The 24410-nt window shown below is 68.6% G+C and carries 20 protein-coding genes; 11 read left to right on the top strand and 9 right to left on the bottom strand.

Annotation, left to right across the window (positions count from 1 at the left end):
- Positions 1–98 precede the first annotated feature (98 nt).
- Positions 99–2594, top strand: coding sequence for a penicillin-binding protein 1A (locus KUV67_07380; protein MBY6204700.1), 2496 nt, complete (start codon positions 99–101; stop codon positions 2592–2594).
- Positions 2595–2657: 63 nt separating this feature from the next.
- The gene (locus KUV67_07375) at positions 2658–3275 is read left to right on the top strand and encodes a hypothetical protein (GenBank protein MBY6204699.1); all 618 of its coding nucleotides are present in this window, start codon (positions 2658–2660) and stop codon (positions 3273–3275) included.
- 42 nt (positions 3276–3317) lie between these two features.
- Here KUV67_07375 and KUV67_07370 read toward each other — a convergent pair whose 3' ends face one another.
- Complete coding sequence (locus KUV67_07370; GenBank protein MBY6204698.1) at positions 3318–4607, bottom strand: citrate synthase; 1290 nt, start codon at positions 4605–4607, stop codon at positions 3318–3320.
- Positions 4608–4839: 232 nt separating this feature from the next.
- On the bottom strand, positions 4840–5091 hold the full coding sequence (locus KUV67_07365; protein MBY6204697.1) for a type B 50S ribosomal protein L31: 252 nt from the start codon (positions 5089–5091) through the stop codon (positions 4840–4842).
- 180 nt (positions 5092–5271) lie between these two features.
- Between KUV67_07365 and KUV67_07360 the strand changes: the two genes are divergently transcribed.
- From KUV67_07360 to KUV67_07345, 4 genes are all read left to right on the top strand, one after another.
- A complete protein-coding gene (locus tag KUV67_07360; protein ID MBY6204696.1) occupies positions 5272–6942 on the top strand; it encodes an amidohydrolase family protein in 1671 nt (556 codons plus the stop codon).
- Positions 6943–6968: 26 nt separating this feature from the next.
- Positions 6969–8495: an amidohydrolase family protein gene (locus tag KUV67_07355; protein MBY6204695.1), complete on the top strand. Its 1527-nt coding sequence runs from the start codon at positions 6969–6971 to the stop codon at positions 8493–8495.
- The gene (locus tag KUV67_07350) at positions 8492–9790 is read left to right on the top strand and encodes an amidohydrolase family protein (protein ID MBY6204694.1); all 1299 of its coding nucleotides are present in this window, start codon (positions 8492–8494) and stop codon (positions 9788–9790) included. Before KUV67_07355 ends, KUV67_07350 begins: the two co-directional genes overlap by 4 nt.
- Positions 9791–9975: 185 nt before the next feature.
- Positions 9976–10626, top strand: a complete 651-nt coding sequence (locus tag KUV67_07345; GenBank protein ID MBY6204693.1) for a right-handed parallel beta-helix repeat-containing protein — start codon at positions 9976–9978, stop codon at positions 10624–10626.
- 53 nt (positions 10627–10679) lie between these two features.
- Here the strand turns inward: KUV67_07345 and KUV67_07340 are convergent, their stop codons facing one another.
- The 5 genes from KUV67_07340 to rpsU form a co-directional block, all read right to left on the bottom strand.
- The gene (locus tag KUV67_07340) at positions 10680–11813 is read right to left on the bottom strand and encodes a DUF3524 domain-containing protein (protein ID MBY6204692.1); all 1134 of its coding nucleotides are present in this window, start codon (positions 11811–11813) and stop codon (positions 10680–10682) included.
- Between the two features lie 87 nt (positions 11814–11900).
- A complete protein-coding gene (gene rpoD / locus KUV67_07335; protein MBY6204691.1) occupies positions 11901–13766 on the bottom strand; it encodes an RNA polymerase sigma factor RpoD in 1866 nt (621 codons plus the stop codon).
- A gap of 12 nt (positions 13767–13778) precedes the next feature.
- Positions 13779–15509: a DNA primase gene (gene dnaG / locus KUV67_07330; protein ID MBY6204690.1), complete on the bottom strand. Its 1731-nt coding sequence runs from the start codon at positions 15507–15509 to the stop codon at positions 13779–13781.
- Positions 15510–15587: 78 nt separating this feature from the next.
- Positions 15588–16031 (bottom strand): GatB/YqeY domain-containing protein, encoded by a 444-nt coding sequence (locus tag KUV67_07325; protein MBY6204689.1) that lies wholly within the window; start codon positions 16029–16031, stop codon positions 15588–15590.
- A gap of 278 nt (positions 16032–16309) precedes the next feature.
- Positions 16310–16525 carry a 30S ribosomal protein S21 gene (rpsU, locus tag KUV67_07320; GenBank protein ID MBY6204688.1) on the bottom strand — a complete coding sequence of 72 codons (216 nt, stop codon included), beginning with the start codon at positions 16523–16525 and terminating at the stop codon, positions 16310–16312.
- A gap of 63 nt (positions 16526–16588) precedes the next feature.
- Between rpsU and tsaD the strand changes: the two genes are divergently transcribed.
- Genes tsaD through folK form a run of 3 tightly spaced genes read left to right on the top strand, consistent with a single transcriptional unit; the run spans position 16589 to position 18501 of the window.
- Positions 16589–17599, top strand: a complete 1011-nt coding sequence (gene tsaD, locus KUV67_07315) for a tRNA (adenosine(37)-N6)-threonylcarbamoyltransferase complex transferase subunit TsaD (protein MBY6204687.1) — start codon at positions 16589–16591, stop codon at positions 17597–17599.
- A 14-nt stretch (positions 17600–17613) separates the two neighbouring features.
- Positions 17614–17973 (top strand): dihydroneopterin aldolase, encoded by a 360-nt coding sequence (folB, locus tag KUV67_07310; protein ID MBY6204686.1) that lies wholly within the window; start codon positions 17614–17616, stop codon positions 17971–17973.
- Between the two features lie 33 nt (positions 17974–18006).
- A complete protein-coding gene (gene folK, locus KUV67_07305; protein ID MBY6204685.1) occupies positions 18007–18501 on the top strand; it encodes a 2-amino-4-hydroxy-6-hydroxymethyldihydropteridine diphosphokinase in 495 nt (164 codons plus the stop codon).
- 42 nt (positions 18502–18543) lie between these two features.
- Here the strand turns inward: folK and KUV67_07300 are convergent, their stop codons facing one another.
- Positions 18544–19626 carry an anhydro-N-acetylmuramic acid kinase gene (locus tag KUV67_07300; GenBank protein MBY6204684.1) on the bottom strand — a complete coding sequence of 361 codons (1083 nt, stop codon included), beginning with the start codon at positions 19624–19626 and terminating at the stop codon, positions 18544–18546.
- A gap of 38 nt (positions 19627–19664) precedes the next feature.
- Positions 19665–21224 carry a peptidoglycan DD-metalloendopeptidase family protein gene (locus KUV67_07295; protein ID MBY6204683.1) on the bottom strand — a complete coding sequence of 520 codons (1560 nt, stop codon included), beginning with the start codon at positions 21222–21224 and terminating at the stop codon, positions 19665–19667.
- Between the two features lie 155 nt (positions 21225–21379).
- On the opposite strand from KUV67_07295, the gene tyrS reads away from it, so the two are divergent.
- Positions 21380–22615 carry a tyrosine--tRNA ligase gene (tyrS, locus tag KUV67_07290; protein ID MBY6204682.1) on the top strand — a complete coding sequence of 412 codons (1236 nt, stop codon included), beginning with the start codon at positions 21380–21382 and terminating at the stop codon, positions 22613–22615.
- Positions 22616–22824: 209 nt separating this feature from the next.
- On the top strand, positions 22825–24114 hold the full coding sequence (purD, locus tag KUV67_07285; GenBank protein MBY6204681.1) for a phosphoribosylamine--glycine ligase: 1290 nt from the start codon (positions 22825–22827) through the stop codon (positions 24112–24114).
- The last annotated feature ends 296 nt before the right edge of the window (positions 24115–24410 follow it).

The following is a 24410-nucleotide window of genomic DNA, read 5'->3' as shown; positions in this document are numbered from 1 at the left end:
TCCCTGTCGACCACGGTCCAAGACCTGTCTTCGATCTCCGCTCGCGACTCGCCGAGCCGGTCGGGTCGCGCCATCGAATGCAAGGTTTATCATACTCCATGCCAAGAATAAAGTCTCTAATTAAGTTTTCTATCCGCCTGTTTTTTCTGGGGTTGCTGTTGGGTGTGATCGGCTTCACGGTCCTCTGGGCCCTGATCTGGCCCTCACTGCCCGACGTGGAGACCTTGCGCGAGGTCGAACTGCAGGTTCCGCTGCGGGTGTATTCGGCCGATGGACAGCTGATGGCCGAGATCGGCGAGCAACGCCGCATCCCCTTGAGTATCGAGGAAATTCCCGAGCTCCAGCGCCAGGCGTTCCTGGCCGCGGAGGACGACAATTTCTACGGACACTTCGGCATCGACATCGCCGGAACGCTGCGCGGCGTGTTCGGCTACGTGCGCTACCTGGGCCAGCGCAGGGTGCCCGGCGGCAGCACGATCACCCAGCAGGTCGCGCGGCGATTCTTCCTGACCAATGAGTTCTCCGTGACGCGCAAGATCCGCGAGATCTTCCTCGCCGTGAAGATCGAGCGCGAGCTGGAGAAGGACGAGATCTTCGAGCTCTACCTCAACAAGGAGTTTCTCGGCCAGCGTGCCTACGGCGTCGGTGCCGCGGCGCAGATCTACTACGGCAAGACCGTCGACGAACTCACGCTGGCCGAGATGGCGCTGATCGCCGGACTGCCCAAGGCGCCGTCCCGCGACAACCCGATCAGCAATCCCGAGGGCGCGGTCGCGCGGCGCGGCTACGTGCTCGACCGGATGCTCGACGAGGGCTTCATCACCGAGGCGCAGTGGAGCGAAGCGCAGGCCACGCCGGACCGCGCCGAGCTGCACGGGCCGCAGCGGGAACTCGATGCCCCCTGGGTGGCCGAGATCGTGCGCCGGGAAGCCGTCGACCGGTTCGGGGCCGAAGAGGCCTACGCCGGGGGCTACGAAATCGTCACCACGGTCGACAGCTCGCTGCAGCGCGCCGCGGATGCGGCGGTCCAGGACGGCCTCGACACCTACGACAAGCGCCACGGCTGGCGCGGCCCCGAAGGCCGCGTCGATCCGGACCTCCTCGATCGGCCGGATGCGCTGCTGGACCTGCTCGACGAGGCGCCGGACATCGGCGACCTGATCCCGGCCGTTGTCCTCGAGGTCGAACCCGAGCAGGCCCGCCTGTTGCTGGTCGATGGCCGTGAAGCCACCCTGCTGCTGGAACGCATCGAGTGGGCCCGTCCGTTCCTGGGCCGAGACGCGGTCGGCGCGAGTCCGTCGGCGGTCGGCGACGTGCTGGCGCCCGGCGATCGGGTCCGCCTGCGCGAGCATCCCGAGGGCTGGCGCCTGGCCCAGGTGCCCGAGGCGCAGGCCGCGCTGGTCTCGCTGAAGCCGGACACGGGCGCGGTGGTCGCGCTGGTCGGCGGCCTGGACTTCGCCGCCAGCCAGTTCAATCGGGCCACCCAGTCCCGCCGCCAGCCGGGCTCGGCGTTCAAGCCGTTCATCTACGCCGCCGCGCTCGACGCCGGCTACACCCCGGCGAGCCTGGTCAACGATGCACCGGTCGTTTTCGACGACCCGTCGCAGGAGCGGACCTGGAAGCCGCAGAACTTCTCCGAGCAGTTCTTCGGACCGACCCGGCTGCGCGAAGGCATGGTTCATTCACGCAACCTCATCAGCGTCCGGCTCGTGATGGATCTCGGACTGCAGCGCGCGACCGACTACGTGACCTCCTTCGGCTTCGCCCGCGACGAGATTCCGAACGGACCGTCGATGGCGCTGGGCTCGGCGTCGATCACACCGATGGACCTGGCGGCGGCCTACGCGGTGTTCGCCAACGGCGGCTTCGCGATCGAGCCGCACTTCGTCCTGGCCGTTCGCGACATCGACGGGCAGGAGCTCGAGGTGCCGCAGCGGCCCCGGGTCTGCGCCGACTGCCCGCCGCCTCGCCCCGATGAAGCGGCCACCGCCGCCCCCGAACCGCAGCGCGATTCCGTTCGCGCCCTGACCCTGGACACCGGCGAGAATCCTGCGCCGGACGAAGCCGAAGGCGAGCCCGCCGAGCTGCACGGCCCACCGGTTCCGCGCCTGGCCGAGCGGGTCCTCTCGCCGCAGACCGCCTGGCTGATCCGCTCGATGATGGGCGACGTGATCCGCGAAGGCACCGGGCAGCGCGCGATGGCCCTGGGCCGCAACGACCTGGCCGGCAAGACCGGCACCACCAACGATCAGCGCGACACCTGGTTCGCCGGCTTCAACGACGAGCTCGTGACCGTCGTCTGGGTCGGCATGGACGGCAACGAGGAGCTGGGGCGCTACGAGCAGGGCGGGCGCACCGCGCTGCCGATCTGGGTCGACTACATGACCGTCGCTCTCGACGGCGTGCCGGAGCAGGAACGGACGGTTCCCGTGGGCATCGTCCAGGCGATGATCGATCCCGATTCCGGCCTGCGGGTGCGACCCGGCACGCCGGGCGCGGTGCGTGAATGGTTCCAGTCGGGCAACCTGCCGCCGCTGCAGGAGCCGCGCGACGCCGTCGCCGAGGACGCGGTCGATCCGTACGAGATCTACTGACGGCGTTGCCGCCGTCCCCGCATAATCGAGCCCAGGCCCGAAGCCGTTCTACGGAGATCGACGATGGGAAATCGCTCGTCGCGCAATGCGGATCGACGCCGCCAGGAAGTGGCCTTCGAGGCCGCCCGCATCCTGGCCACCGAAGGGCAGCGCAACTACCGCAGCGCCAAGGAGAAGGCGGCCAGCCGTCTCGGCGTGCCGATCGGCCGCGGCTTGCCGTCGAACAGCGAGGTCGAAGCCGAACTGAAGCGCTATCAGGCACTGTACGGGGGCGACGCGCACCAGGACACGCTGCAGCAGCTACGTGACGCCGCGGTCGGCGCGATGCGCTTCTTCCACCGGTTCCGGCCGAAGCTCGTCGGCCCGGTGCTCGAAGGCACCGCCGACGAGCATTCCCGGGTCAGCCTGCACCTGTTCTGCGACACGCCGGACGAGGTGGTGGCCTATCTGATGGAGCAGCGCCTTCCGTTCAGCCAGGAATCGCGCCGCATCCGCTGGCACGACGGGTCGTTCCGTGACCTGGAACTGGTGGTCGTGGAGGCCGGCGGACAGGCCTTCGAGCTCGCGCTGATGTGCGGGCCCTCGGGCCGCCAGGCACCGCCGGACCCGGTCGACGGGCGCCCGCAGCGACGCGCGGGCCTGACGGAAGTCGAAGCGATGGTGGCGGCGAATGCGCCCTGAGCACGGACGTCGGCCGGGAGCCGACGCCGCACGCGTCGCGGATCAGCGCTTGCCGATCTCCACGTAGTCGCGCTCGGTCGCGCCGGTATAGACCTGGCGCGGACGGCCGATGCGGGTCGGGTTCGCCGACTGCTCCAGCCACTGGCTGACCCAGCCGACGGTCCTGCCGATGGCGAACATGGCGGTGAACATCGAGGTCGGAATGCCCAGCGCCTTGTAGATGATTCCCGAATAGAAATCCACGTTCGGGTAGAGCTTGCGCTCGACGAAGTAGTCGTCCTCGAGCGCGATCTCTTCGAGCTTCATCGCCAGGTCGAGCAGCTCGTCCTTCTTGCCGAGCTCCTGCAGCACCTCGTGGCAGGCCTTGCGGATGATGGTCGCGCGCGGATCGTGGTTCTTGTAGACGCGGTGACCGAAGCCCATCAGGCGGAACGGATCGTCCTTGTCCTTGGCCCGCTTGATGAACTCGGGGACGTTCTTGACGGTGCCGATCTCGTTGAGCATGCGCAGCACCGCCTCGTTGGCGCCGCCGTGGGCAGGGCCCCAGAGCGCGGCGATGCCGGCCGCGGTGCAGGCATAGGGATTGGCGCCGGTCGATCCGACCAGGCGCACGGTCGAGGTCGACGCGTTCTGCTCGTGGTCGGCGTGCAGGATGAACAGCAGGTCGAGCGCCTTGGCCGCGACCGGGTTGACCTCGTACGGTTCGGCGGGCACGGAGAACATCATGTGCAGGAATCGTTCCGAGTAGCGCAGCGAATTCTTCGGATAGGCGCTGGGCCAGCCCTGCGAATGGCGATAGGCGGCCGCGGCGATCGTCGGCATCTTGGCGATCAGGCGCTTGGCCGCCAGGTCACGCTGCTCGGGATCGTTGACATCGAGCATGTCGTGGTAGAACGCGGCCATCGAACCGACCACGCCCGACAGGATCGCCATCGGGTGCGCGTTGTAGTGGAAGCCCTGCATGAAGGTGTTGAGCTTCTCGTGCACCATCGTGTGGTACGTGATGTCGCGGTCGAAGCGGCTGAACTCGGCCTGCGTCGGCAGCTCGCCGTACAACAGCAGGTAGGCGACCTCCAGAAAGGACGACTTCTCCGCCAGCTGTTCGATCGGATAGCCGCGGTAGCGCAGGATGCCGGCGCCGCCGTCGATGAACGTGATGTCGCTCTTGCAGCTCGCGGTGGTGCCGTAGCCGGGGTCGAAGGTGAAATACCCCAGTTCCTTGTGCAGGCCGCTGATGTCCAGCGTCGGATCGCCTTCGCTGCCGGCGACGACCGGCAGGTCGAGTTCTTTGCCGGATTCGGGATCGGTCAGGGTCAGCTTGCGTTCCGCCACGGTGGCACTCCTTGCGTCATGGGTTTTGTCTGGCGTCCGCGCGAGGACACGCGACGCCCTGGAGCGGGCGGCAGCGCGAACGTCGAAACGGTGTCGCGACCATGCGGCACCGTATGGATAGAGTATCGCACAGGCTCGGAGACACCAGGATGACCGTGCGATGTCGGCCGGGGTCGTCGGCCGTACGCGGTGCACGCCGGGCGCGCACCGGAGTCGAACAGCGGGTGCGGCGTTACTTCTTCGACTTGCCGTAGCGCTGCTTGAACCGATCGACGCGGCCGCCGGAATCGACGATCTTGTGCTGACCGGTGTAGAACGGGTGCGACTGGCTCGAGACCTCGACCTTGACCAGCGGGTATTCGTTGCCGTCTTCCCACTTGATCGTGTCCTTGGTCTTGATCGTCGAGCGCGTCTTGAACGAGAAGTCGCTCGAGATGTCCTGGAACACGACGTCGCGGTATTCGGGGTGGATGCCTGCCTTCATGATGGCGTTCCTGCGTATGCAAAGAAAACGAAGCCCGCAATTATCGCGCGTCCGGCCCTTCGTTTCAATACCCTCGTGGCATCGCCGCGAATCACCGGACTGCGTGACTTCTGGCCGATGCGACGCTCACGCGCAGGCGGCTACGGTGCGGGACTCCATCCCGTTCAGGAGTGCACGATCTTGCCCGTCCTTTCCCTGAATTCCGAGGCCCGGGGCCGGCCCTCGATCCGGCCTGCTCGCGGCCCACTGGTCCTGCTGCTGGCCGCGCTGGCCGCCCTGCCGGCCGCCGCGGCCGAGCTCCGTCAACCGCTCCCGGACGTGCACGCGCTCGTCGATGTGCGCGTCGTGACCGCGCCCGGAGAGGTCTTGCAGTCGGCCACCATCGTGGTCCGCGATGGCGTGATCGAATCGGTCGGCGACGTCGAGCCGCCCGCCGACGCGGCCCGCATCGAGTACGAGCGCGGCGCCGAACAGCCGCCGCTGACGGTCTATCCGGGCCTCATCGATTCCTATCTCGTCGTCGAGGCCGAGGCCGGTGACGAGGCGCCGGACGAGGCGGCCGTGGCAGACGGCCGCCACGCCCTGATCCGTCCGGATGCGACCGTGGATGCCGGCCTCTGGCCCGACGAGACGGTCGACGCGCGCCGCCGGGCCGGCTTCACCACGGCCCTGCTGGCCCCCGGAGACGGCTTGCTGCGCGGCCGTTCGGTGGTCGCCAATCTGGGCGAAGGCGGCCTGACCGCCAACCGCCTGCGCGCCGACGTCGCCCAGCACGCCCACCTGCACGAACGCGGGCCGTCGGGTGCCTACCCGCAGTCGCTGATGGGCTCGGTCGCCCTGTTCCGGCAGACGCTCCTCGATGCGCGCTGGCAGCAGCAGGCACAGCGCGCCTGGCAGGCCGATCCGGCCCAGGCGCGACCGGAGTGGCTGCCGGGGCTCGACGCGCTCGATCCCGTCCTCGACGGCGACGTACCGCTGGTCTTCGAAGCCCGCGACATCCACGACACGCTCCGGATCCTGGGCCTGGTCGACGACGAGATGGACCTCGTCCTGGTCGGCCACGGCGCCGAGTACCAGCGCCTCGACCAGTTTCCGCGCCGGGTTCCGCACATCCTGACCATGGACCTTCCTGCGGCCCCGGACGTCGAGGACGAGAACGACCGCGATGTCTCGCTGGAAGAGCTTCGCCACTGGCGCCGCGCCCCGGAGAACGCGCAGCGGCTGATCGAGGCCGGGGTGCCGGTGATGTTCACTGCCCACGGCCTGGGCAACCCGGCCGACCTGTTCGGCCACCTCGCCACGGCGATCGAACGCGGCCTCGACCCGGATCGCGCGCTTGCCGGTCTGACCACCGGACCGGCCGAGTGGCTGGGCATCGGCGATCGTGCCGGGCGGATCGCGCCGGGCCACATGGCCAACTTCCTCCTCGTCGAAGGCGACCTGTTCACCGAAGCGCCGACGATCAGCGAGGTCTGGATCGACGGCGCGCGCTACGAGCTGGCGAAACTCGAGCCGCCGGAAGTCGACCCGGCCGGCACCTGGGCGCTGACGCTCGGCCTGCCCGGCATGGGCGACGTGGACGCCGAACTCGTGCTCAGCGGCGACCCCACCTCCCTGACCGGCACCCTTTCGGCCATGGGCAACGACACCCCGCTGAGCGAGATCCGGGTGTCCGGCAAGCAGCTTCAGATCCGCATCGACGCGTCGCGCTACGGCGGCTCCGGCACGATCGCGATCGACATGGACATCGAAGGGGACCGGGGCCGCGGCACCGGCAGCGGCCCGTTCGGAGAATTCACCGTCCGCGGCCAGCGAACCAGCGGCCCGGACGAGGAGGGCTCGCGCCGATGAACCGACCGACGAAGAAGAACAGACCGATGAACAAGAGAACGACGAAGCGGCGACTGGCCGTGCTGCTTGGCGCGGCGCTCGCAACCTCGCTGGCCGCGGCCGACGCCGATGACCGGGAGCCCGGCTACCGGCCCGACATCGAGGCATGGGTGATCGATCAGCCGCCGCCCCAGCGGGACCTGGTCATCCGCGACGCCACGCTCTGGACTGCGGGCGAGGCGGGCATTCTGGAGGAGACGGACCTGCACATCGAGGACGGGCGGATCGCTGCGATCGGCCCCGATCTCTCCGTCCCCCGCGGTGCGCTGGAGATCGACGGCACCGGCCTGCATGTCACGCCCGGAATCATCGATGCGCACTCGCACTCGGCGATCATCGGGGGCGTCAACGAAGCCACCGACATCTCGACGGCGCAGGTGCGGATCGAGGACGTGATCGACGCGGATTCGATCAACATCTACCGCCAGCTCGCCGGCGGCGTGACGACGATCAACCTGCTGCACGGATCGGCCAACGCGATCGGCGGCCAGATGGCCGTGATCAAGCTCCGCTGGGGCGCGGCCCCGGAGGACCTGCTGTTCGACGCGGCGCCGGCCGGCATCAAGTTCGCGCTCGGCGAAAACCCGAAGCAGAGCAACTGGAGCAGCGACGATCCGCGCTACCCCTCGACCCGTCCGGGCGTGGCCCAGATCATCGAGGAGAAGTTCCAGCAGGCGGAGGATCATCGCCGGGCGCTGGAATCGATGCCGCAGGGCCGTCGCGGCCGGGACGTCGTGCCGCCCCGCCCGGACCTGGAGCTGGAGGCGATCGGCGAGATCCTGGCCGGCGAGCGACGCATCCACTCCCATGCCTACCGCGCCGACGAGATGGTGATGTTGATCGAGCTGGCCGAGCGCTTCGGCGTGACCATCGGTACGTTCCAGCACGTCCTCGAAGGCTACAAGCTGGCGCGCCGGATGGCCGAGCACGGCGCCGGCGGGTCGACCTTCATCGACTGGTGGAACTTCAAGCACGAGGCGACCGACGCGATCGGCTACAACCCGGCGCTGATGCAACGCGCCGGTGTCGTCACCGGCCTGCACTCGGACAACTCCGAGCTCGCACGGCGCATGAACCTCGAGGCCGCCAAGGCGGTGCGCTACGGGGGCGTCGACCCACACGACGCGCTGGTGATGATCACCGCCGGACCGGCCGAACAGCTCGGAATCGGCGACCGCACCGGCCGGCTGGCCGAGGGCCTGGACGCCGACGTCGTGATCTGGAACGGCAACCCCCTGTCGGTCTACTCCCGGGTCGAGCAGACCTGGGTCGACGGCCGCCGCTACTTCGACCGCGAGGCCGACCTGGCCCGGCGCGAGGCGCTGGACGCCGAACGGCGCGAGCTGATGGCTCTGGTCCTTGACGAAGGCGGGTCCGACAAGGACGAGGACGGCGCGGAGGGCGGCGAGCCGTCGCCCGAGGGGCTGCTCGGCTATCGCGAGTCGGAGCTCGCCCACGACGCGTACTGCTACGCCCACGATCATGCCCACCGCTCCGGGGAGGCCCACCAGTGAACCGCTTCAGCCAGACACTCCTGATCCTCGCCCTGCTGGCCCTCGCCGCTTCGCCGGCCAGAGCCCAGGACGAGCGCGCATCGAACGAACGGATGACCGTGCTGACCGGGGCCACGGTCCACCCGGTCGACGGCGATCCGATCGCCGACGGCGTCGTGGTGATCCGCGGCGAGCGCATCGAGGCGATCGGCAGCGAGGACGAGCTCGCCGATTCCCTCGATGACGACCGCATCGAATTCGTCGACCTCGACGGGCTGCACGTCTACCCCGGCTTCGTCCACCCGCTGTCGCAGCTCGGCCTGATCGAGATCGGCAGCGTCGACGGCACGATGGACCAGAGCGAGATGGGGTCGATCAACGCCGCGCTGCGGGTCGAAGTCGCGTTCAACCACGACTCCGACCTCCTGCCGGTGAGCGTTGCCGGCGGCATCCTGACCTCGCACACGGTGCCCGTTGGCGGCCTGATCCGCGGCCGGTCGGCGGTGATGCGGATGGACGGCTGGTCGTGGGAAGACATGGTCATCGAAGCACCGGCGGGCATGCACATCGCGTTCCCCCCGGGCGCCGCGGACAACGCGGACAACGACGATCTCCAGGCCATCGACCGGGTGCTCGAACAGGCCCGCCAGTGGCACCGTGCACAAGCGGCGTTCGAAGCCGGAAATGCACCGCGCCCACCCCGCAACGCGCAACTCGAAGCCCTGGGGCCGCTGCTCGACGGCTCGTTGCCGCTGTTCCTGCACGCCGACAACCACGCGGCGATCGAAGCGGCGCTGGACTGGGCAGGACGCCAGGCGTTCGACAATCTGGTGCTGGTCGGCGGGCCCGACCTGCAATACCTGGCCGAACGGCTCGCGGTCGACGGCACGCCGGCCATCCTGACCGGCGTCTACACCATGCCGACCCGCCGTTGGGAGCCCTACGACCAGGCGTACGTGGCCGCGGCCCGCCTGCACGAGGCCGGGGTCCGGTTCGCGATCGCCGGCAACTCCGGCACCAACGCCCGCAACCTGCCCTTCCACGCCGGCAGTGCGGCCGCCTTCGGGCTGCCGAAGGACGCCGCATTGAAGAGCGTGACCCAATGGCCGGCCGAAATCCTCGGGATCGGCGACGAACTCGGCACCCTGAGCGTGGGCAAGCGCGCCTCGCTGATCGTCACCGACGGCGACCCGCTCGAACCGATGACGTCGATCGAGCGCGTCTGGATCGACGGCACGGAGTACGACCTCCAGCGCAACAAGCACCTGCGTCTGTTCGAACGCTACCGCGACCACATCGACTCGACCGGCGACTGACGAGCGCTGCTCCTCCCTGTTTGCTGCTGCACTGGCCCCGGCGCGTCCGGGGCCTTTTTTGGCGTGTCCTTCCAGCGGCCTGCGTACTCCGGTACGCAACTTTCCAACGAGAACAGGACATGACCAGACGAACCCCTTGCCTTTTCGTGCTCGCGGCGGCTTCCGCGTGCTGGGCGACCGCAAGCTTGGCCGCCCCCCGGATCATCGACGAAGCCTGCGTGCCGTCCGGATGCTTCCCCGGCGACCGGCCGGGCTTCCCGGTCGAGATCGAGGAACCGGGCAGCTATCGATTCGCCAGCAACCTCGAACTCGGGAGCGGAGACCCCAGGGGCGTCATCGTCCTCGTCTCGAACGTTCACATCGACATGGACGGCTTCGCCGTGTTCGGACAGAACCACTGCGAATGGACCGGCGAGTCGACCGAGTGCGAGCTGACGCGCTGGGGCGCAGCGATCGAAAGCATCGACAGCGCCGACGCGGTGTCCGTGGTCAACGGCTCGATTCGCGGCATCGAGGGCGACGGAATCGCTCTCGCGGGCGAAGGCAATCGGGTGCGGGACCTCACGGTGCTCGAGGTCAACGGCAACGGCATCGCGATCGGGGGCGCAGGCACGGTGGACGGCTGCTCCGTGGATCGCGCCGGCCGGACCGGAATCCACGCACCGACCGGCGGCAGCCCCGTGCTGATTTCGCGCAGCACGGTGTCTCGCTCCACCCGGGCCTTCAACGCCGGCGCGCTGGACAACGTCGCCGCCCGCTTCAACGGCCAGGGCATCACCGGCCTGCCTAGCGTGATCGATGGCAGCCAGGACGAGTTCCACGTCGTCACGCCCTGACCGGGCGGCCCGCGATCCCGCCCCGGCGCGGGGTCGCTGCATCGATCGTTCGATCACTCGACCGCGCGACGTCCCAGGCCACCCGCCGACGCGAGCAGCCGCGCGAGCTCCTCACTCCAGCGCGCCTTCACCTTCGGCCCCGTCCAGTCATGGACCGAGGGGGCACGCGGCATGGCCCGCGGTGCATCGAACCAGCCCTGGAGACAACCGGCAAGCGCGTCGGAATCGCCTTCGGCATAGCGGAAGGATTCCGGATACTGCTCGCGATAGCACAGCGCGTCCGGGACCAGCGGAACGCAACCGGCCGACACCGCTTCCAGGACCGACAGCCCCTGGAACTCGTGACGCGCGGTGCTGACCACCACGCCGGCGCGCGCCAGGACCGCTCGATAATCCTCGCGGTCGGGGCAGCGGTCGATCTCGATGCGCGACGCCAACGCCGAGCGGATCCGGGCCAGGGCGGGCACGGGTCGGGCACCGCGCGGCCCGAGCAGCGCTAGCCGGAACGCCACGCCCCGCCGTTCCAGTTCCACCATGGCCTCGGCGAAGAGGTCGGGGGCCTTGTCGTACTCCCATCGATGATTCCAGACGACCAACCGCGGGTCTCGCCGCGGCGCCGGCGCGATGGCCTCCACCGGCACGGGCAGCACGTCGCTCCGGCGCGACAGCAGCGACCCCAGGTCCCCGGGCACGTGATCGGGCATCCGGGCCAGCAGCGCCGCTACGCCGTCGAGAAAGGACCGGCGATTGAAGCGGGAATTGAACAGGACCCGGTCCGCGCACAGGGCCGCGTACAGCTGCACCATCCGGGCCTCGATCGACGTGACCTGGCGCTCGCTCCGCGGATAGGCGAACTGGTTCTCGTGGAAGTACAGCAGCGTGGGAACGCGCGCGAGGGCGGGATGCAGACCGCGGATCGTCGCCAGGTCGACCATCGATGTCGCGATCAGGGCATCCGGCGGACTCGATTCGCTAGCCGCACCCAGCTCATCGAACCAGCTCAGCGGGTTGCCGCGAATCCGCCATGCGAAGTGGCGGCCGGGAAGCTCGAATCGCCGCCACCGGTACGCGCCGTGGTCGCGAACCAGGCGATCGGCCCAGGCTGCGTGGCTTTCGGCGCGGTAGGCCGACAGCAGCCAGATCCGGCGCGGAGGGTCGGGCGTGCGCATGAGCGCATTGTGCGTCACCGGGCCGTTGATCGCTGCTCGAACGAAAACGCCCCGCACGGGGCGGGGCGTCGAACGCGGGACGCCGCGGCGCGGCGCGGCGCGGGATCACTCGAGGTCGAGGAAGGACCGGAGCTGTTCCGAACGCGTCGGGTGACGCAGCTTGCGCAGGGCCTTGGCCTCGATCTGACGGATACGCTCGCGCGTGACGTCGAACTGCTTGCCGACTTCCTCGAGCGTGTGGTCCGTGTTCATGTCGATGCCGAAGCGCATGCGCAGGACCTTGGCCTCGCGCGGCGTCAGGCCGCCGAGGACCTTCTGGACCGTGTCGGTCAGGCCCGTGGTCGTCGCCGTGTCGACGGGCGAGAGGATGTTGATGTCCTCGATGAAATCGCCCAGGTGCGAATCCTCGTCGTCGCCGATCGGGGTTTCCATGGAGATCGGCTCCTTGGCGATCTTCAGCACCTTGCGGACCTTGTCTTCGGGCATTTCCATCTTGATCGCCAGCTCTTCCGGGGTCGGCTCGCGGCCCATCTCCTGGAGCATCTGGCGACTGACGCGGTTGAGCTTGTTGATCGTCTCGATCATGTGGACCGGGATCCGGATCGTCCGCGCCTGGTCGGCGATCGACCGGGTGATCGCCTGGCGAATCCACCAGGTGGCATAGGTCGAGAACTTGTAGCCGCGGCGGTATTCGAACTTGTCGACCGCCTTCATCAGGCCGATGTTGCCCTCCTGGATCAGGTCCAGGAACTGCAGACCGCGGTTGGTGTACTTCTTGGCGATCGAGATCACCAGGCGCAGGTTCGCCTCGACCATTTCCTTCTTGGCACGGCGAGCACGGGCTTCGCCGATCGACATGTTGCGGGTCAGGTCCTTGAACTCGCCGATCGGTATGCGCTGGGTCTTCTCGATCTGCTGGAGCCGGCGCTGCAGCCGGTTCAGTTCGTCGATGTGCTCGGACAGGGCACTGGACCACTTGGTCCGCTTGCGCGACAGGCCCTTGACCCAGTCCGGGTCGGTTTCATTGTCGACCCAGCTCTTGATGAAGTCCTTGCGCGGCATGCCGGCGCGTTCTACGCAGATCTGCATGACCGAGCGCTCGATGTCGCGCGAGATGTTGGCCTGGAACCGGAGCCGGTCGATCAGGTGTTCGAACATCCGCGGCGGCAGCTTCAGGCGCATGAATTGCTCGCAGACCTGGTCCTTCAGCTCGTTGGTCTTCTTGCCGTTCGGCCCGTAGCGGTCGTAGAGCTTCAGGAACTGCTCGTGCATGCCCTTGAGCTCTTCGAAGTACTGGATGACCTGCTCGGCGTCCGGACCGGTGTTCACGGTCGGGGCCGGCTTGTCTTCCTCGTCCTCGTCCGGCTCGTCCATGAACTCCGCTTCCTCGGCCACCGCGGCTTCCATGGTGTCTTCGGAAATCAGGTCCATCTCGGCCAGCAGCGTCGGGTTGACGAAGCCGGAGACCAGCTCGTTGAGGCGCTGGTTGCCGTCACGCCAGGCCTGGTATTCCTCGAGCAGGACCGTGATCGTTCCCGGGAAGCGGGCCAGGGACATGTTGACGGCGTTCAGGCCGTCCTCGATGCGCTTGGCGATCTCGATCTCGCCCTTCTGGTCGAGCAGGTCGACCTGGCCCATTTCGCGCATGTACATGCGGACCGGGTCCGTGGTGCGGCCCAGTTCGGTCTCGACCGCGGCCAGGGCGGCCTCGGCTTCCTGCTGCGCCGCCTCGTCGTCCGTGTCGGTCGACGCGGAGTCGTTCAGGATCAACGCATCGGGATCTTCAGGGGCCTCCTCGAAGACCTTGATCCCCATGTCGTTGATCATGTTGACCACGTCCTCGATCTGCTCCGGATCGACCAGGTCGTCGGGCAGGTGGTCGTTGACCTGGGCATAGGTCAGCCACTGGCCCTGCTCCCGGCCCTTTTCGATCAGGAGCTTCAGTTGCGATGAACGAGGTGCGTTTTCCATAGACTGTCGACTCTAGTTGCCGGACGGGCCGGCGGTACGGTGTTTCAGCCAGTGCCGGAGTTCGTCGGCCTGTTCGGGCGTGAGCCCTTCGGCCGCCTGACGGCGCTGCAGTTCGGCGACCCGGACGCGAATTCTCTGGATCCGGATCCTGTCCAGCGATTCGACCAGCGCGGGCCCCAGCTGTTCCGCGCGGCCGGCAAGGTCGCGCGCGGCCAGCTCGGCCAGATACCGACCCTCCGGCCGATCCCGCCAGTGTTCGAGGACGAGTGCGGTGGAGACGTTGGGCCGGGACGCGCAGAAATCAATGAGTTGGACCAGGAAATCGACCCCTTTCAGCGCGCCGGGCCCATCGAGCCGGTCGCGGTCCAGATCTGCGGCCAGCTCCGGGTGCTGGACAAGAATGGCAACCGCGTATTGTACCGGAGTCAAGGACCGATCGGAAGCCTGTCGTTTCGGGCCCTGCGCCGCCGGTTGCGGGCGCCAGTCGCCCGCATGGCCGGCCCGGCGCTCGAGCTCGTCGGCCATCAGGTCGGCGAAGGGCCCGGCCGGCAAGCGGCCCAGCAACGGCTCGGCCTGGGCGACCAGGCGGGCGCGGCCGTCGAGAGTGGTCAGGTCGAGCGGACGCGCAAGTTCGTCGAAGAGGAACGACGACAGCGGCACCGCCGAATCCAGCCGGGCGGCGAACGCATCCCGGCCCTCGCTGCGGACCAGGCTGTCGGGGTCCTCGCCGTCCGGCAGGAAAAGGAACCGCACTTCACGGTTCGACTTCATCGCAGGCAGCGCGGCTTCCAGGCCCTTCCACGCGGCACGCCGACCGGCCGAATCACCGTCGAAGCAGAACACCACCACCGAGGTCGCGCGGAACATGAGCTCGAGGTGGTCGGAGGTCACCGCGGTGCCGAGCGTCGCGACCGCGTCCTCGAAGCCGAACTGGTAGAGCGCCGCGGCATCCATGTAGCCCTCGACCACGAGCAGGCGCTCGGGCAGGCCGCCGCGCCGGACCTCGAAAAGCCGGTAGAGCTCGCGCCCCTTGTGGAACACCGGGGTCTCGGCCGAGTTGAGATACTTCGGGCCATCGTCGCCCAGGGCCCGGCCGCCGAAGGCGATCACGCGCCCCCGTCGATCGCGGATCGGGAACATGATCCGGTTGCGGAACTTGTCGATCCAGTTGCCGTTGCGCGCCCGGCCGGCCAGCCCGGCCTTCTCCAGGTCGACCGCCTTGTGCCCTTTCTCGATCAGCCGGTCGACCAGCGCCGACCACGCGTCCGGGGCGCGCCCGACGCCGAACTCGTCGAGCGTGCGTTCGTCCAGGCCACGCTCGGCCAGGTAGCGCTGCGCGGCCGGATCCTTCCTCAGCTGGGCCCGGAAGAAGTTCTGCGCAGCTTCGAGCGCATCGAACAGCGGTTCCTGCTCGCGCTTGCGCGCCCCGGACGCCTCGCCGCCGGTGCGCGGCACGTCCATTCCGACCTGGCCGGCCAGCTCCTCGATCGCCGCCGGAAACTCGAGGCCGTCGTACTGCATCACGAAGCCGACCGCGGTGCCGTGGGCGCCGCAGCCGAAGCAGTGGTAGAACTGTTTCTGGGGACTGACGTAGAACGACGGCGTCTTCTCGTCGTGGAACGGGCAACAGGCCTTGAACTCGTGGCCGGCGGGCTTCAGCGGAACGCGCGCGCCGACTACGTCGATGATGTCGATGCGTTCGAGCAGCGACTCGATGAAGGATTCGGGAATCAGGCCGGACACGCGTCCGAGTTTAGCGCTGTTGCAGGCGGCACGACGCGCCGACGCGTCGGGACCGGCCGGGCAGGGGCCGCCGCGGAATCAGCTCAGGCGGGCGCGAACCCTGGCGGAGACCTGCTTCATGTCGGCGCGGCCCTGCATCGGGCCCTTCAACCGACCCATGACCTGGCCCATGTCGCTCATCTGCGACGCCCCGCTGTCGGCGATCGCCTGGTCGATCAGGGCCTCGATCTCGTCGTCGCTCAGGGGCTCGGGCAGAAAGTCGGCGAGCACGTCGATCTCGGCCTGCTCGACCTCGGCCAGCTCTTCGCGCCCACCGGCACGATACTGCTCGATCGATTCGCGACGCTGCTTGACCATCTTCTCGATCACCGCCATCACGTCGTCGTCGCCGAGCTCGACCCGCTCGTCGACTTCGCGCTGCTTGATTGCCGCGGTCAGCATGCGGAGCACCTTCAGCCGGTCCTTGTCGCCCGACTTCATCGCCTGCTTGACCTGATCGTTCACGTTCTGCTTCAGCGACATGGCGCTCTCCTGCAAGGGTTCGTGTTCAGGAAACGGAAAGTGGGGTCGAAATCCGGAAACGCAAAACGGGCGGCCCGCAGGCCACCCGTTCGCTTCATCTGGAATCCGCTTTCGCCGTCGACCTTTCGCCATCGACGATGTACGCGGCGACCGCGGGAGACGGATGAATCGTCGTTCCGGCGTGGGCTGCAGGAGCGCCGGGAACCGCGGAGCGCACGATCAGTGCGTGAGCAGGTCCCGGGGCGACGAAGCGCGCGCCGGGGCGACGAGGCGCCGTTTCAGTACAGGCGCTTGCGGTTCGTCACGTCTCGGGACAGCTTCCGCAGGTGCCGCTTGACCGCAGCGGCCTTCTTGCGCTTGCGCTCCTGGGTCGGCTTCTCGAAGAACTCGCGCCGACGGGTTTCGGCCACCACACCGGCCTTCTCGCAGGAACGCTTGAAGCGGCGCAGGGCGTACTCGAACGGCTCGTTTTCCTTGACTTTGACGCTAGGCATTACGAATCACACAACCTTGAGAAATTGGCAGAGTTCGCCAGTATATCGCGGTACCATGCTGCAATGCAAAGCCTTTCTACCGTTCTCGGCATCGAGACGTCCTGCGACGAAACCGCGGTGGCGGTCTACCGGCACGGGGAGGGCATCGTTTCCGACGCGGTCCATACCCAGCTGGAGCATGCGCGCTACGGCGGCGTGGTGCCCGAACTGGCCTCGCGGGACCACGTCCGAAAGCTGGCGCCGATGATCCGCCAGGTGCTGGATCGGGCGGCCCTGGGGCCCGACTCGATCGACGCGGTGGCCTACACCGCCGGGCCGGGGCTGGCCGGGGCGCTACTGGTCGCCAGCGCGGTCGCCGAGGGCTACGCGCGCGGCATCGACCGGCCGACGATCCGCGTCCACCACATGGAGGGCCACCTGCTCTCGCCGCTGCTGGAGCCCGACCCGCCCGAGTTTCCCTTCGTCGCGCTGCTGGTCTCCGGCGGCCACACGCTGTTGATCGAGGTGCGCGCGCCGGGTGCGTACCGCTTGCTCGGCGAGACCCTCGACGATGCGGCCGGCGAGGCCTTCGACAAGACCGCCCGCCTGCTCGAACTCGGCTACCCCGGCGGTCCCGAAGTCGCGCGCCTGGCCGAGGCAGGCGACCCCGATCGCTTCGCCTTTCCGCGGCCGATGACCGACCGGCCGGGGCTGGACTTCAGCTTCTCCGGGCTCAAGACCCACACGCGGCTGCTGATCGAGCGCGAGGCCGACGATCCGGCGACCCGCGCCGACATCGCGGCCGGCTTCGAGCGCGCGGTGGTCGAGACCCTCGCGATCAAGTGCCGGCGGGCACTGAAGGCCACGCGCCTCGAGCGGCTGGTCGTGGCCGGCGGGGTCAGCGCCAACCGGCGCCTGCGGGCCGCCCTCGACGCGGCGCTGCCGGGGCGCGTCTACTATCCGCCGCTCGCGCTGTGCACCGACAACGGCGCGATGATCGCGCTGGCCGGCTGGTTCCGCAGGAACGAGGCCGGACGCGCCGGCGACATCGCGGTCCGTCCGCGCTGGCCGCTGGACGACCTTCCCCCGCTTTGACAGGAGCACGCCGCATGGACCGCGTATTCATCCAGGACCTGGAAGTCGAGACCGTCGTGGGCATCTACGACTGGGAACGGGAAATTCGACAGAAAGTCGTTCTCAACGTCGAAATGGCCGCCGACATCGCCGCTGCCGCACGCACCGATTCGATCGACGATACACTCGATTACAAGGCGGTCTCGAAGCGGCTGATCGCGTTCGTCGGCCAGAGCAGCTTCTACCTGGTCGAGACGCTGGCCGAGCGCTGTGCCGGGATCATCCTCGACGAGTTCGATGTTCCCTGGCTGACGCTGCGCCTGGACAAGCCGGGCGCTGTGACCGGCTCGAAGTCGGTCGGCGTGATGATCGAGCGCGGCCGCCGACCCGACTGACCCGAACCTGGACTTCTTACCCCGGAGGCACGCGTGACCGACGCCGAAACGGTCTACCTGGGGCTCGGCAGCAACGTCGATGCCCGGCGCAACCTGGCGGCCGGCCTGGCCGAGCTCCGCGACCGATTCGGCCGGGTCGAATGCTCGCCGGTCTACCGATCCGAGGCGGTCGGCTTCGACGGCGAGGACTTCCTCAACGCCTGCTGCCGCCTGAGCACCGACCTCGAGCCCGCCGCGCTGAAAGCCTGGTTGACCGACCTGGAAGACCGCCACGGCCGCCGCCGCGACCTGCCGAAATTCGCCGACCGGACCCTCGACATCGACGTCCTGCTCTACGGCCAGCGGACGGGCCGGTTCGGCGATCTGGTCCTGCCGCGCGGAGAAATCCTGAAGTACGCCCACGTCCTGAAGCCGCTGGCCGACCTGGCGCCGGATCTCGCACACCCGTCGACGGGCCGAACCTTCGCAGAGCACTGGCGGGCGTTCGAGGGGGACCGCAGCCTGGTCGACGACGACCCACTGGACTGACGTCGAGGCCCGGCGGGCGATTCGCGGCGAAGCCCGCGCGGCTTACCCGGGATACAGCGCGCCGAGGCGAACCGGCCGTCCGGCGCCGGTGATCGGCGGCGTATCGACCGGCCGGCCCTCGACGAATTCGCGCGCCAGCCAGGCCACCAGCGTGGCCTCGACGAAATCCGCGTTCAGGCCGTGGCGCGTGGTCGACTCCAGCTCCACGTCCGACGCCAGCCGCTGGCGCACGCGACCGATGAGGTCCGGGTTGTGCACGCCGCCGCCGCAGACCAGGATGCGCTCGGGCGCGATCTCGGCCAGTGCGGCGGCCAGGCTGGCGGCCGAGAACTCGGCCAGCGTCGCCTGGATGTCGGCCGGGCGGCGTTCGGCATCCGCGGGCAGCCGAGCACGGAGCCACGCCGGGCTGAAGTATTCGATACCGGTGCTCTTCGGCGGCGTGCGGTGGAAATACGGGTCGTCGAGGAGGCGCGCCAGCAGCGCCTCGTCGACCCTCCCGCCGGAAGCCCACGCGCCGCCCTCGTCGAAGCGGGCGCCGCAAGGGTGGTGAGCACGGTACCAGTCATCGAGAAAACAACTGGCCGGGCCGGTGTCGAAGCCCGAGACTGCACCGTCGGCGTCGAGCCGGGTGACGTTGGCGATCCCACCGAGGTTCACCACCGCGCGCCGTTCACCGGGGCGGTGCAGCAGTGCGCGATGGAGGAGCGGCGCGAGCGGCGCGCCCTGGCCGCCCGCGGCCACATCGGCGCGTCGCAGGTCGGCGATCACATCGACCCCGAGCGCCGCCGCGATCCGCGACGGGTCGCCGACCTGGACCGTGTGCGGACGATCTGCATCGGGCCGGTGCAACACGGTCTGTCCATGACTGCCGATCGCACGGATTGCGGAACGGGCCAGGCCGCTCTCGGCGACCAGCGCTTCGGCCGCGTTCGCGAACGCATCGCCCACCGCCGCGTCCAGCGCGGCCAGACGTGCCGCCGGAAAGGCATCGGGGTCGGCTCGCAGCGCGTCGAGATCCGCACGCAGGCCTTCGGGATAGGCCAGCGTACGGCCCGCCAGCAGTTCGGCCCGCAGGTCCGTCGACCGCCCATCGAAGCGCACCGCGACGGCATCGATGCCGTCCATGCTGGTTCCGGAAATGAGGCCCAGGAAGGCCGGGGCGCTCACGGCGCGTTGCCGGACCGGCACCCCGCATCGCGCTCGGCGCAGCCGCCGTCTCCGGCCGAGGCGAGCATCACGCCCGCGTCGGGAACGAGCCGATCGAGCTGCGCCAGATAGGGTGCGGCGTGCGCGCGGAAGCTCGGCAGCAACTCCTCGGACAGGGGCGTGGCCTCGGGCAGGTCGACCCGGCGCGGATCGCGGTGTCGGCCGTTGACCAGGAACTCGTAGTGCAGGTGCGGGCCGGTCGCCAGGCCGGTCGACCCGACGTTGCCGATGACCTGGCCCTGGCGGACCCGGTCGCCCCGGTTGACCCGCTTGCGCGACAGGTGCAGGTAACGGGTCACGATGTGGTTGCCGTGCTGGATGAAGATGTAGTTGCCGTTGGGTCGCGAGTAGCCGGCCTCGATCACGGTGCCGTCGCCGGCGGCCCAGATCGGCGTGCCGGTGGGTGCGGCGTAATCGGTGCCGTTGTGCGGGCGGATCCGTCGGGTCACCGGATGCAGGCGGCGCGGGTTGTAGTTCGACGAGACCCGGGTGAAGTTGATCGGCGCGCGCAGGAAGGCCTTGCGCATCGGGCGACCGTCGGGCGAGTAGTAGTCCGGGCCGTCTCCGGCGTCGAAGCGGATCGCCTGGAAGGTCTCGCCGCGATTGACGAAGCGGGCCGCCAGGATCGCGCCCTGGCGCAGGAACTGCCCGTCCCGGTAGATTTCCTCGAACACCAGCGCGAAGCGATCACCTCTGCGAATGTCCAGCGCGAAGTCGATATCCCAGCCGAAGATGTTGGCCAGGCGCAGGATCATGTTGTCCGACAGGCCGGCGTTCTTGCCGGCGGCGAACAGCGAAGAGGTGATCTCGGCTTCGATCTCGACGGTCCGGACGTCGAGGTCGCGCGGTTCGAGCCGGCTGACGAGCACCAGGTCGCTGCCGGCGGGGTCGGCCTCGGCCACGTGGGCATCGACCTTTTCGAGCTCGAAGTACAGCCAGGTCTCGTCGTCCTTCTCGGCGCGCAGCGCGCGAAACGCGCCGTCCTCGTCGATATCGAAGGCCAGCTCGTCGCCGGGACGCAGGTCGGCCAGCCCGGCGCCGTGCTCGTCCAGCGTCACGATCCGGTGGAGCAGGGCCGGCGGCAGCCCCATGCGACGGAAAATGAGGTCCAGCGTATCGCCGGAGGCCACCTGGACGTAGTCCCAGGCCGGCGCCTGATCGGCCGGAACCACCTCGAGCGGCAGCGCGTCGCGCCCATCCACGGGAGTGTCCTGCGCGCCCCCAGCCTCGACCGCGGCCGACCCCTCGGGCTCGACACGCACCACCTCGTCGAGAACAAGCGCCGGGCGATCGATCTCGGGCGGAGCGTCGATGCCGCTCCCTTGCACACCCAATACGACGAGCAGCGTCACGGCCAGACCGGCGAACAGGCCGAGCCGCACGCGCGGCCGCGCCAGCAGCGGCCCGGCGGTGGCGCGGAGCCGCTGTACGACGTCGGCGCGTAGCGCGGCCACCCTTCGACCTCCGTTGGAGCGACGTTCGCCGCGGGCACGCGGCGGGGTCTTGCGGGAAGCCATGGGAGCGTTTCGGGGCATGCAGGTGGGCAGAAGGTAAACCTTGGATACAGTACCGGCCGCCCGTGATTCCGTCAATCGGATCGCCCGGAAGGCGGGAGGGGTCGCTACACTGTGGTCCAGCCTGCCGATGCGCGCCCGAGAAGGGCCACCCTGCCATGTCCGAGACTTCCGACCCGGTCGACGAATCGACTGCCGAACTGATGGCCGAACTGACCCGCGGCGCCGCGGAGATCATCCACCCGGAAGAACTGGCCGAGCGGCTGGGCACCGGTCGCCCCTTGCGCGTCAAGGTCGGTTTCGACCCTACGGCGCCGGACCTCCACCTGGGCCACACGGTGATTCTCAACGCGATGCGCCGGTTCCAGGACGCCGGGCACGTCGTGATCTTCCTGATCGGCGACTTCACCGGCATGATCGGCGATCCCACGGGAAAGAACGTCACCCGCAAGCCGCTGACCGAAGACCAGATCCGGGCCAATGCCCGCACCTATGCGGATCAGGTGTTCAAGGTGCTCGACCGCGACAGGACCGAGCTGCGGTTCAACTCCGAGTGGTTCGGCGAGATGTCCTCGGCCGACATGATCCGCCTGGCGGCCCGGCACACCGTGGCCCGGATGCTCGAGCGGGACGATTTCGAAAAGCGCTACCGGGGCGGTCAGCCGATCGCGATCCACGAGTTCCTGTACCCGCTGGTCCAGGGCCACGATTCGGTCGCTCTCGAAGCCGACATCGAAATGGGCGGCACGGACCAGAAGTTCAATCTCCTGGTCGGTCGGCAGCTGCAGTCCCAGGCGGGCCAGAAGCCGCAGATCATCATCACCTGGCCCCTGCTGGAAGGCACCGATGGGGTCCAGAAGATGTCGAAGTCGCTGGACAACTACATCGGCATCAACGACCCGGCCGACGAGATGTTCGGCAAGCTCATGAGCATCTCCGACGACCTCATGTGGCGGTACTTCGAGCTGCTCAGCTTCCGACCGACCGGCGAGATCGATGCGCTGAAGACCGGAATCGACGAGGGCCGGAATCCGCGCGACGTGAAATTCGAGCTGGCGATCGAGATCGTCGACCGGTTCCACGGGGCCGGTACCGGCGAAGCCGCCCGCGATGCATTCCTGGCCCGCTTCCGCGACAGCCAGCTGCCCGACGACCTGCCCGAAACCGAACTGGCCGCCGGCGACGATGGCGAGCTCGGCATCGCCGCGGCGTTGACCGCAGCCGGCCTGACCGGCTCGAACTCCGAGGCGTTCCGCATGATCCAGCAGGGGGCGGTCAGGATCGACGGAGAAAAGGTGTCCGATCGCGGCCTGATGCTGCCCGAGGGATTCACCGGCCTGCTGCAGGTCGGCAAGCGCAAGTTCGCGCAGGTCCGGATCGGGGCGAGGGACTAGCGACTAGGGGGAGGGGCCAGGGGCTGGGGACCAGGGGCAGGGACCAGCGGCGGGTGAACGACGTCGATCCCAAGCACCACCCCTCTCTCCTGGCCGTTTTCACTGGCCGTTTTTCACTAGCCCCTTTCCCCGGTTCCTGACCCTCCCCCCGGTCCGGTCGTTCCGAACCGTTAGAATCGCCCCTGGAGCCACCCCGCGAGAACCAACCCATGAACGTCCTGGTCATCGGATCCGGCGGGCGCGAACACGCGCTGGCGTGGAAGCTGGCGCAGTCCGAGCGCGTCGAGACGGTCCTGGTCGCACCCGGGAACGGGGGTACGGCGATCGAACGCGGTGTCGAGAACGTCGACGTCGCGGTCGACGATCTCGACGGCCTGGTGGCACTGGCCCGGTCGCGCGACGTCGGCCTGACCGTGGTCGGCCCGGAGGCGCCGCTGGCCGCCGGCGTGGTCGATCGCTTCCGGGGTGAGGGCCTGAAGTGCTTCGGCCCGAGCGCCGCTGCAGCGCAGCTCGAATCGTCCAAGGCCTTCGCCAAGGAGTTCCTGTCGCGACACCGGATTCCGACCGCCGACTGGATCGTCGTCGAAACCGTCGAGGCCGGCATGGACTTCGCTCGCGGCCATGTGCTTCCGCTGGTGCTCAAGGCCGACGGCCTGGCCGCCGGAAAGGGCGTGGTCATCGCCGAGGACCTCGACACGGTCGAGGCCACGCTCGAGGACATGCTCTCCGGCGATGCGTTCGGCGACGCCGGGCGGCGCGTGGTGATCGAGGAATTCCTGCTCGGCGAAGAAGCCAGTTTCATCGCGCTGGTCGACGGCACCGAGATCGTGCCCCTGGCGACCAGCCAGGACCACAAGCAGCGCGACGACGGCGATCTGGGACCGAACACGGGCGGCATGGGCGCCTGTTCGCCGGCCCCGGTGATCACCGAGGCGCTCGAGCACCAGGTCATGGATACGATCATCCGGCCGACCGCCGAAGGCATGGTCGCCGACGGCCACCCGTTCACCGGCTTCCTCTACGCAGGCTTGATGGTCACCCGCTCCGGCGCCAAGGTGCTCGAATTCAATGTCCGCATGGGCGACCCGGAAACCCAGCCGGTGATGATGCGGCTGAAGTCCGACCTCGCCGAAACTCTTCTCGCCGCACTGGACGGCTCGCTCGGGAAGGTCGAACTCGAATGGGATCCGCGCCCGACGGTCGGAGTGGTGATGGCGGCCGGGGGCTACCCGTCGGACTACCGGAAGGGCGACCCGATCACCGGCCTCGACAGCGACTTCCCGAACGAACTGAAGGTCTTCCACGCCGGCACCCGGCTCGAGGACGGCCGGCCGACGACGGCCGGCGGCCGCGTGCTCTGCGTCACCGCGATCGGCGACTCGATCGCCCAGGCCCAGGCCGAGGTCTACCGCTGGCTGCCCCGGATCGGCTTCGCCAACGCCTACTGGCGCACCGACATCGGCCACCGCGCGCTGAAGCACGAAGAAACCGAGCATTGACCGCAGATGAACGCAGATAGACGCAGATAAAGACAGGCGAAGCTGCTTGCCATCCCCCGATGCGCCAACGCCGATCGATGGCGTGCCCGGTCCGACCATTCGATCGAACGCGCAATGCGGAGGCCGGGAAGCCGCTCAAGGTTGGCATTCAGAGCAGTGGGGCGGCGCTGGATCCCGGAGTTCTCACGCGCTTTTTTCTTCAGGGATCGACGTCCGACCACGATCGCCGCGTAAGGTCGCCGGTGAAAACCCTCGAATGCAGGTGCCGCTGTTTGATCTGCGTTAATCTGCGTTCA

It is taken from the genome of Halomonas denitrificans, from assembly GCA_019800895.1.
In the GTDB taxonomy this organism is placed as follows: Bacteria; Pseudomonadota; Gammaproteobacteria; order Xanthomonadales; family Wenzhouxiangellaceae.
Note: the sequence above shows the minus strand (reverse complement) of the source record. Positions and strands in the feature narration are given on the sequence as shown.

Coding starts and splice junctions, on each gene's coding strand:
- KUV67_07325 (MBY6204689.1), bottom strand. CDS start 16,031: ATGTCGCTGAAGCAGAACGTGAACGATCAGGTCAAGCAGGCGATGAAG.
- KUV67_07380 (MBY6204700.1), top strand. CDS start 99: ATGCCAAGAATAAAGTCTCTAATTAAGTTTTCTATCCGCCTGTTTTTT.
- rpsU (MBY6204688.1), bottom strand. CDS start 16,525: ATGCCTAGCGTCAAAGTCAAGGAAAACGAGCCGTTCGAGTACGCCCTG.
- tyrS (MBY6204682.1), top strand. CDS start 21,380: ATGTCCGAGACTTCCGACCCGGTCGACGAATCGACTGCCGAACTGATG.
- rpoD (MBY6204691.1), bottom strand. CDS start 13,766: ATGGAAAACGCACCTCGTTCATCGCAACTGAAGCTCCTGATCGAAAAG.
- KUV67_07295 (MBY6204683.1), bottom strand. CDS start 21,224: ATGGCTTCCCGCAAGACCCCGCCGCGTGCCCGCGGCGAACGTCGCTCC.
- KUV67_07365 (MBY6204697.1), bottom strand. CDS start 5,091: ATGAAGGCAGGCATCCACCCCGAATACCGCGACGTCGTGTTCCAGGAC.
- tsaD (MBY6204687.1), top strand. CDS start 16,589: ATGCAAAGCCTTTCTACCGTTCTCGGCATCGAGACGTCCTGCGACGAA.
- KUV67_07375 (MBY6204699.1), top strand. CDS start 2,658: ATGGGAAATCGCTCGTCGCGCAATGCGGATCGACGCCGCCAGGAAGTG.
- purD (MBY6204681.1), top strand. CDS start 22,825: ATGAACGTCCTGGTCATCGGATCCGGCGGGCGCGAACACGCGCTGGCG.
- KUV67_07300 (MBY6204684.1), bottom strand. CDS start 19,626: ATGGACGGCATCGATGCCGTCGCGGTGCGCTTCGATGGGCGGTCGACG.
- folB (MBY6204686.1), top strand. CDS start 17,614: ATGGACCGCGTATTCATCCAGGACCTGGAAGTCGAGACCGTCGTGGGC.
- KUV67_07355 (MBY6204695.1), top strand. CDS start 6,969: ATGAACAAGAGAACGACGAAGCGGCGACTGGCCGTGCTGCTTGGCGCG.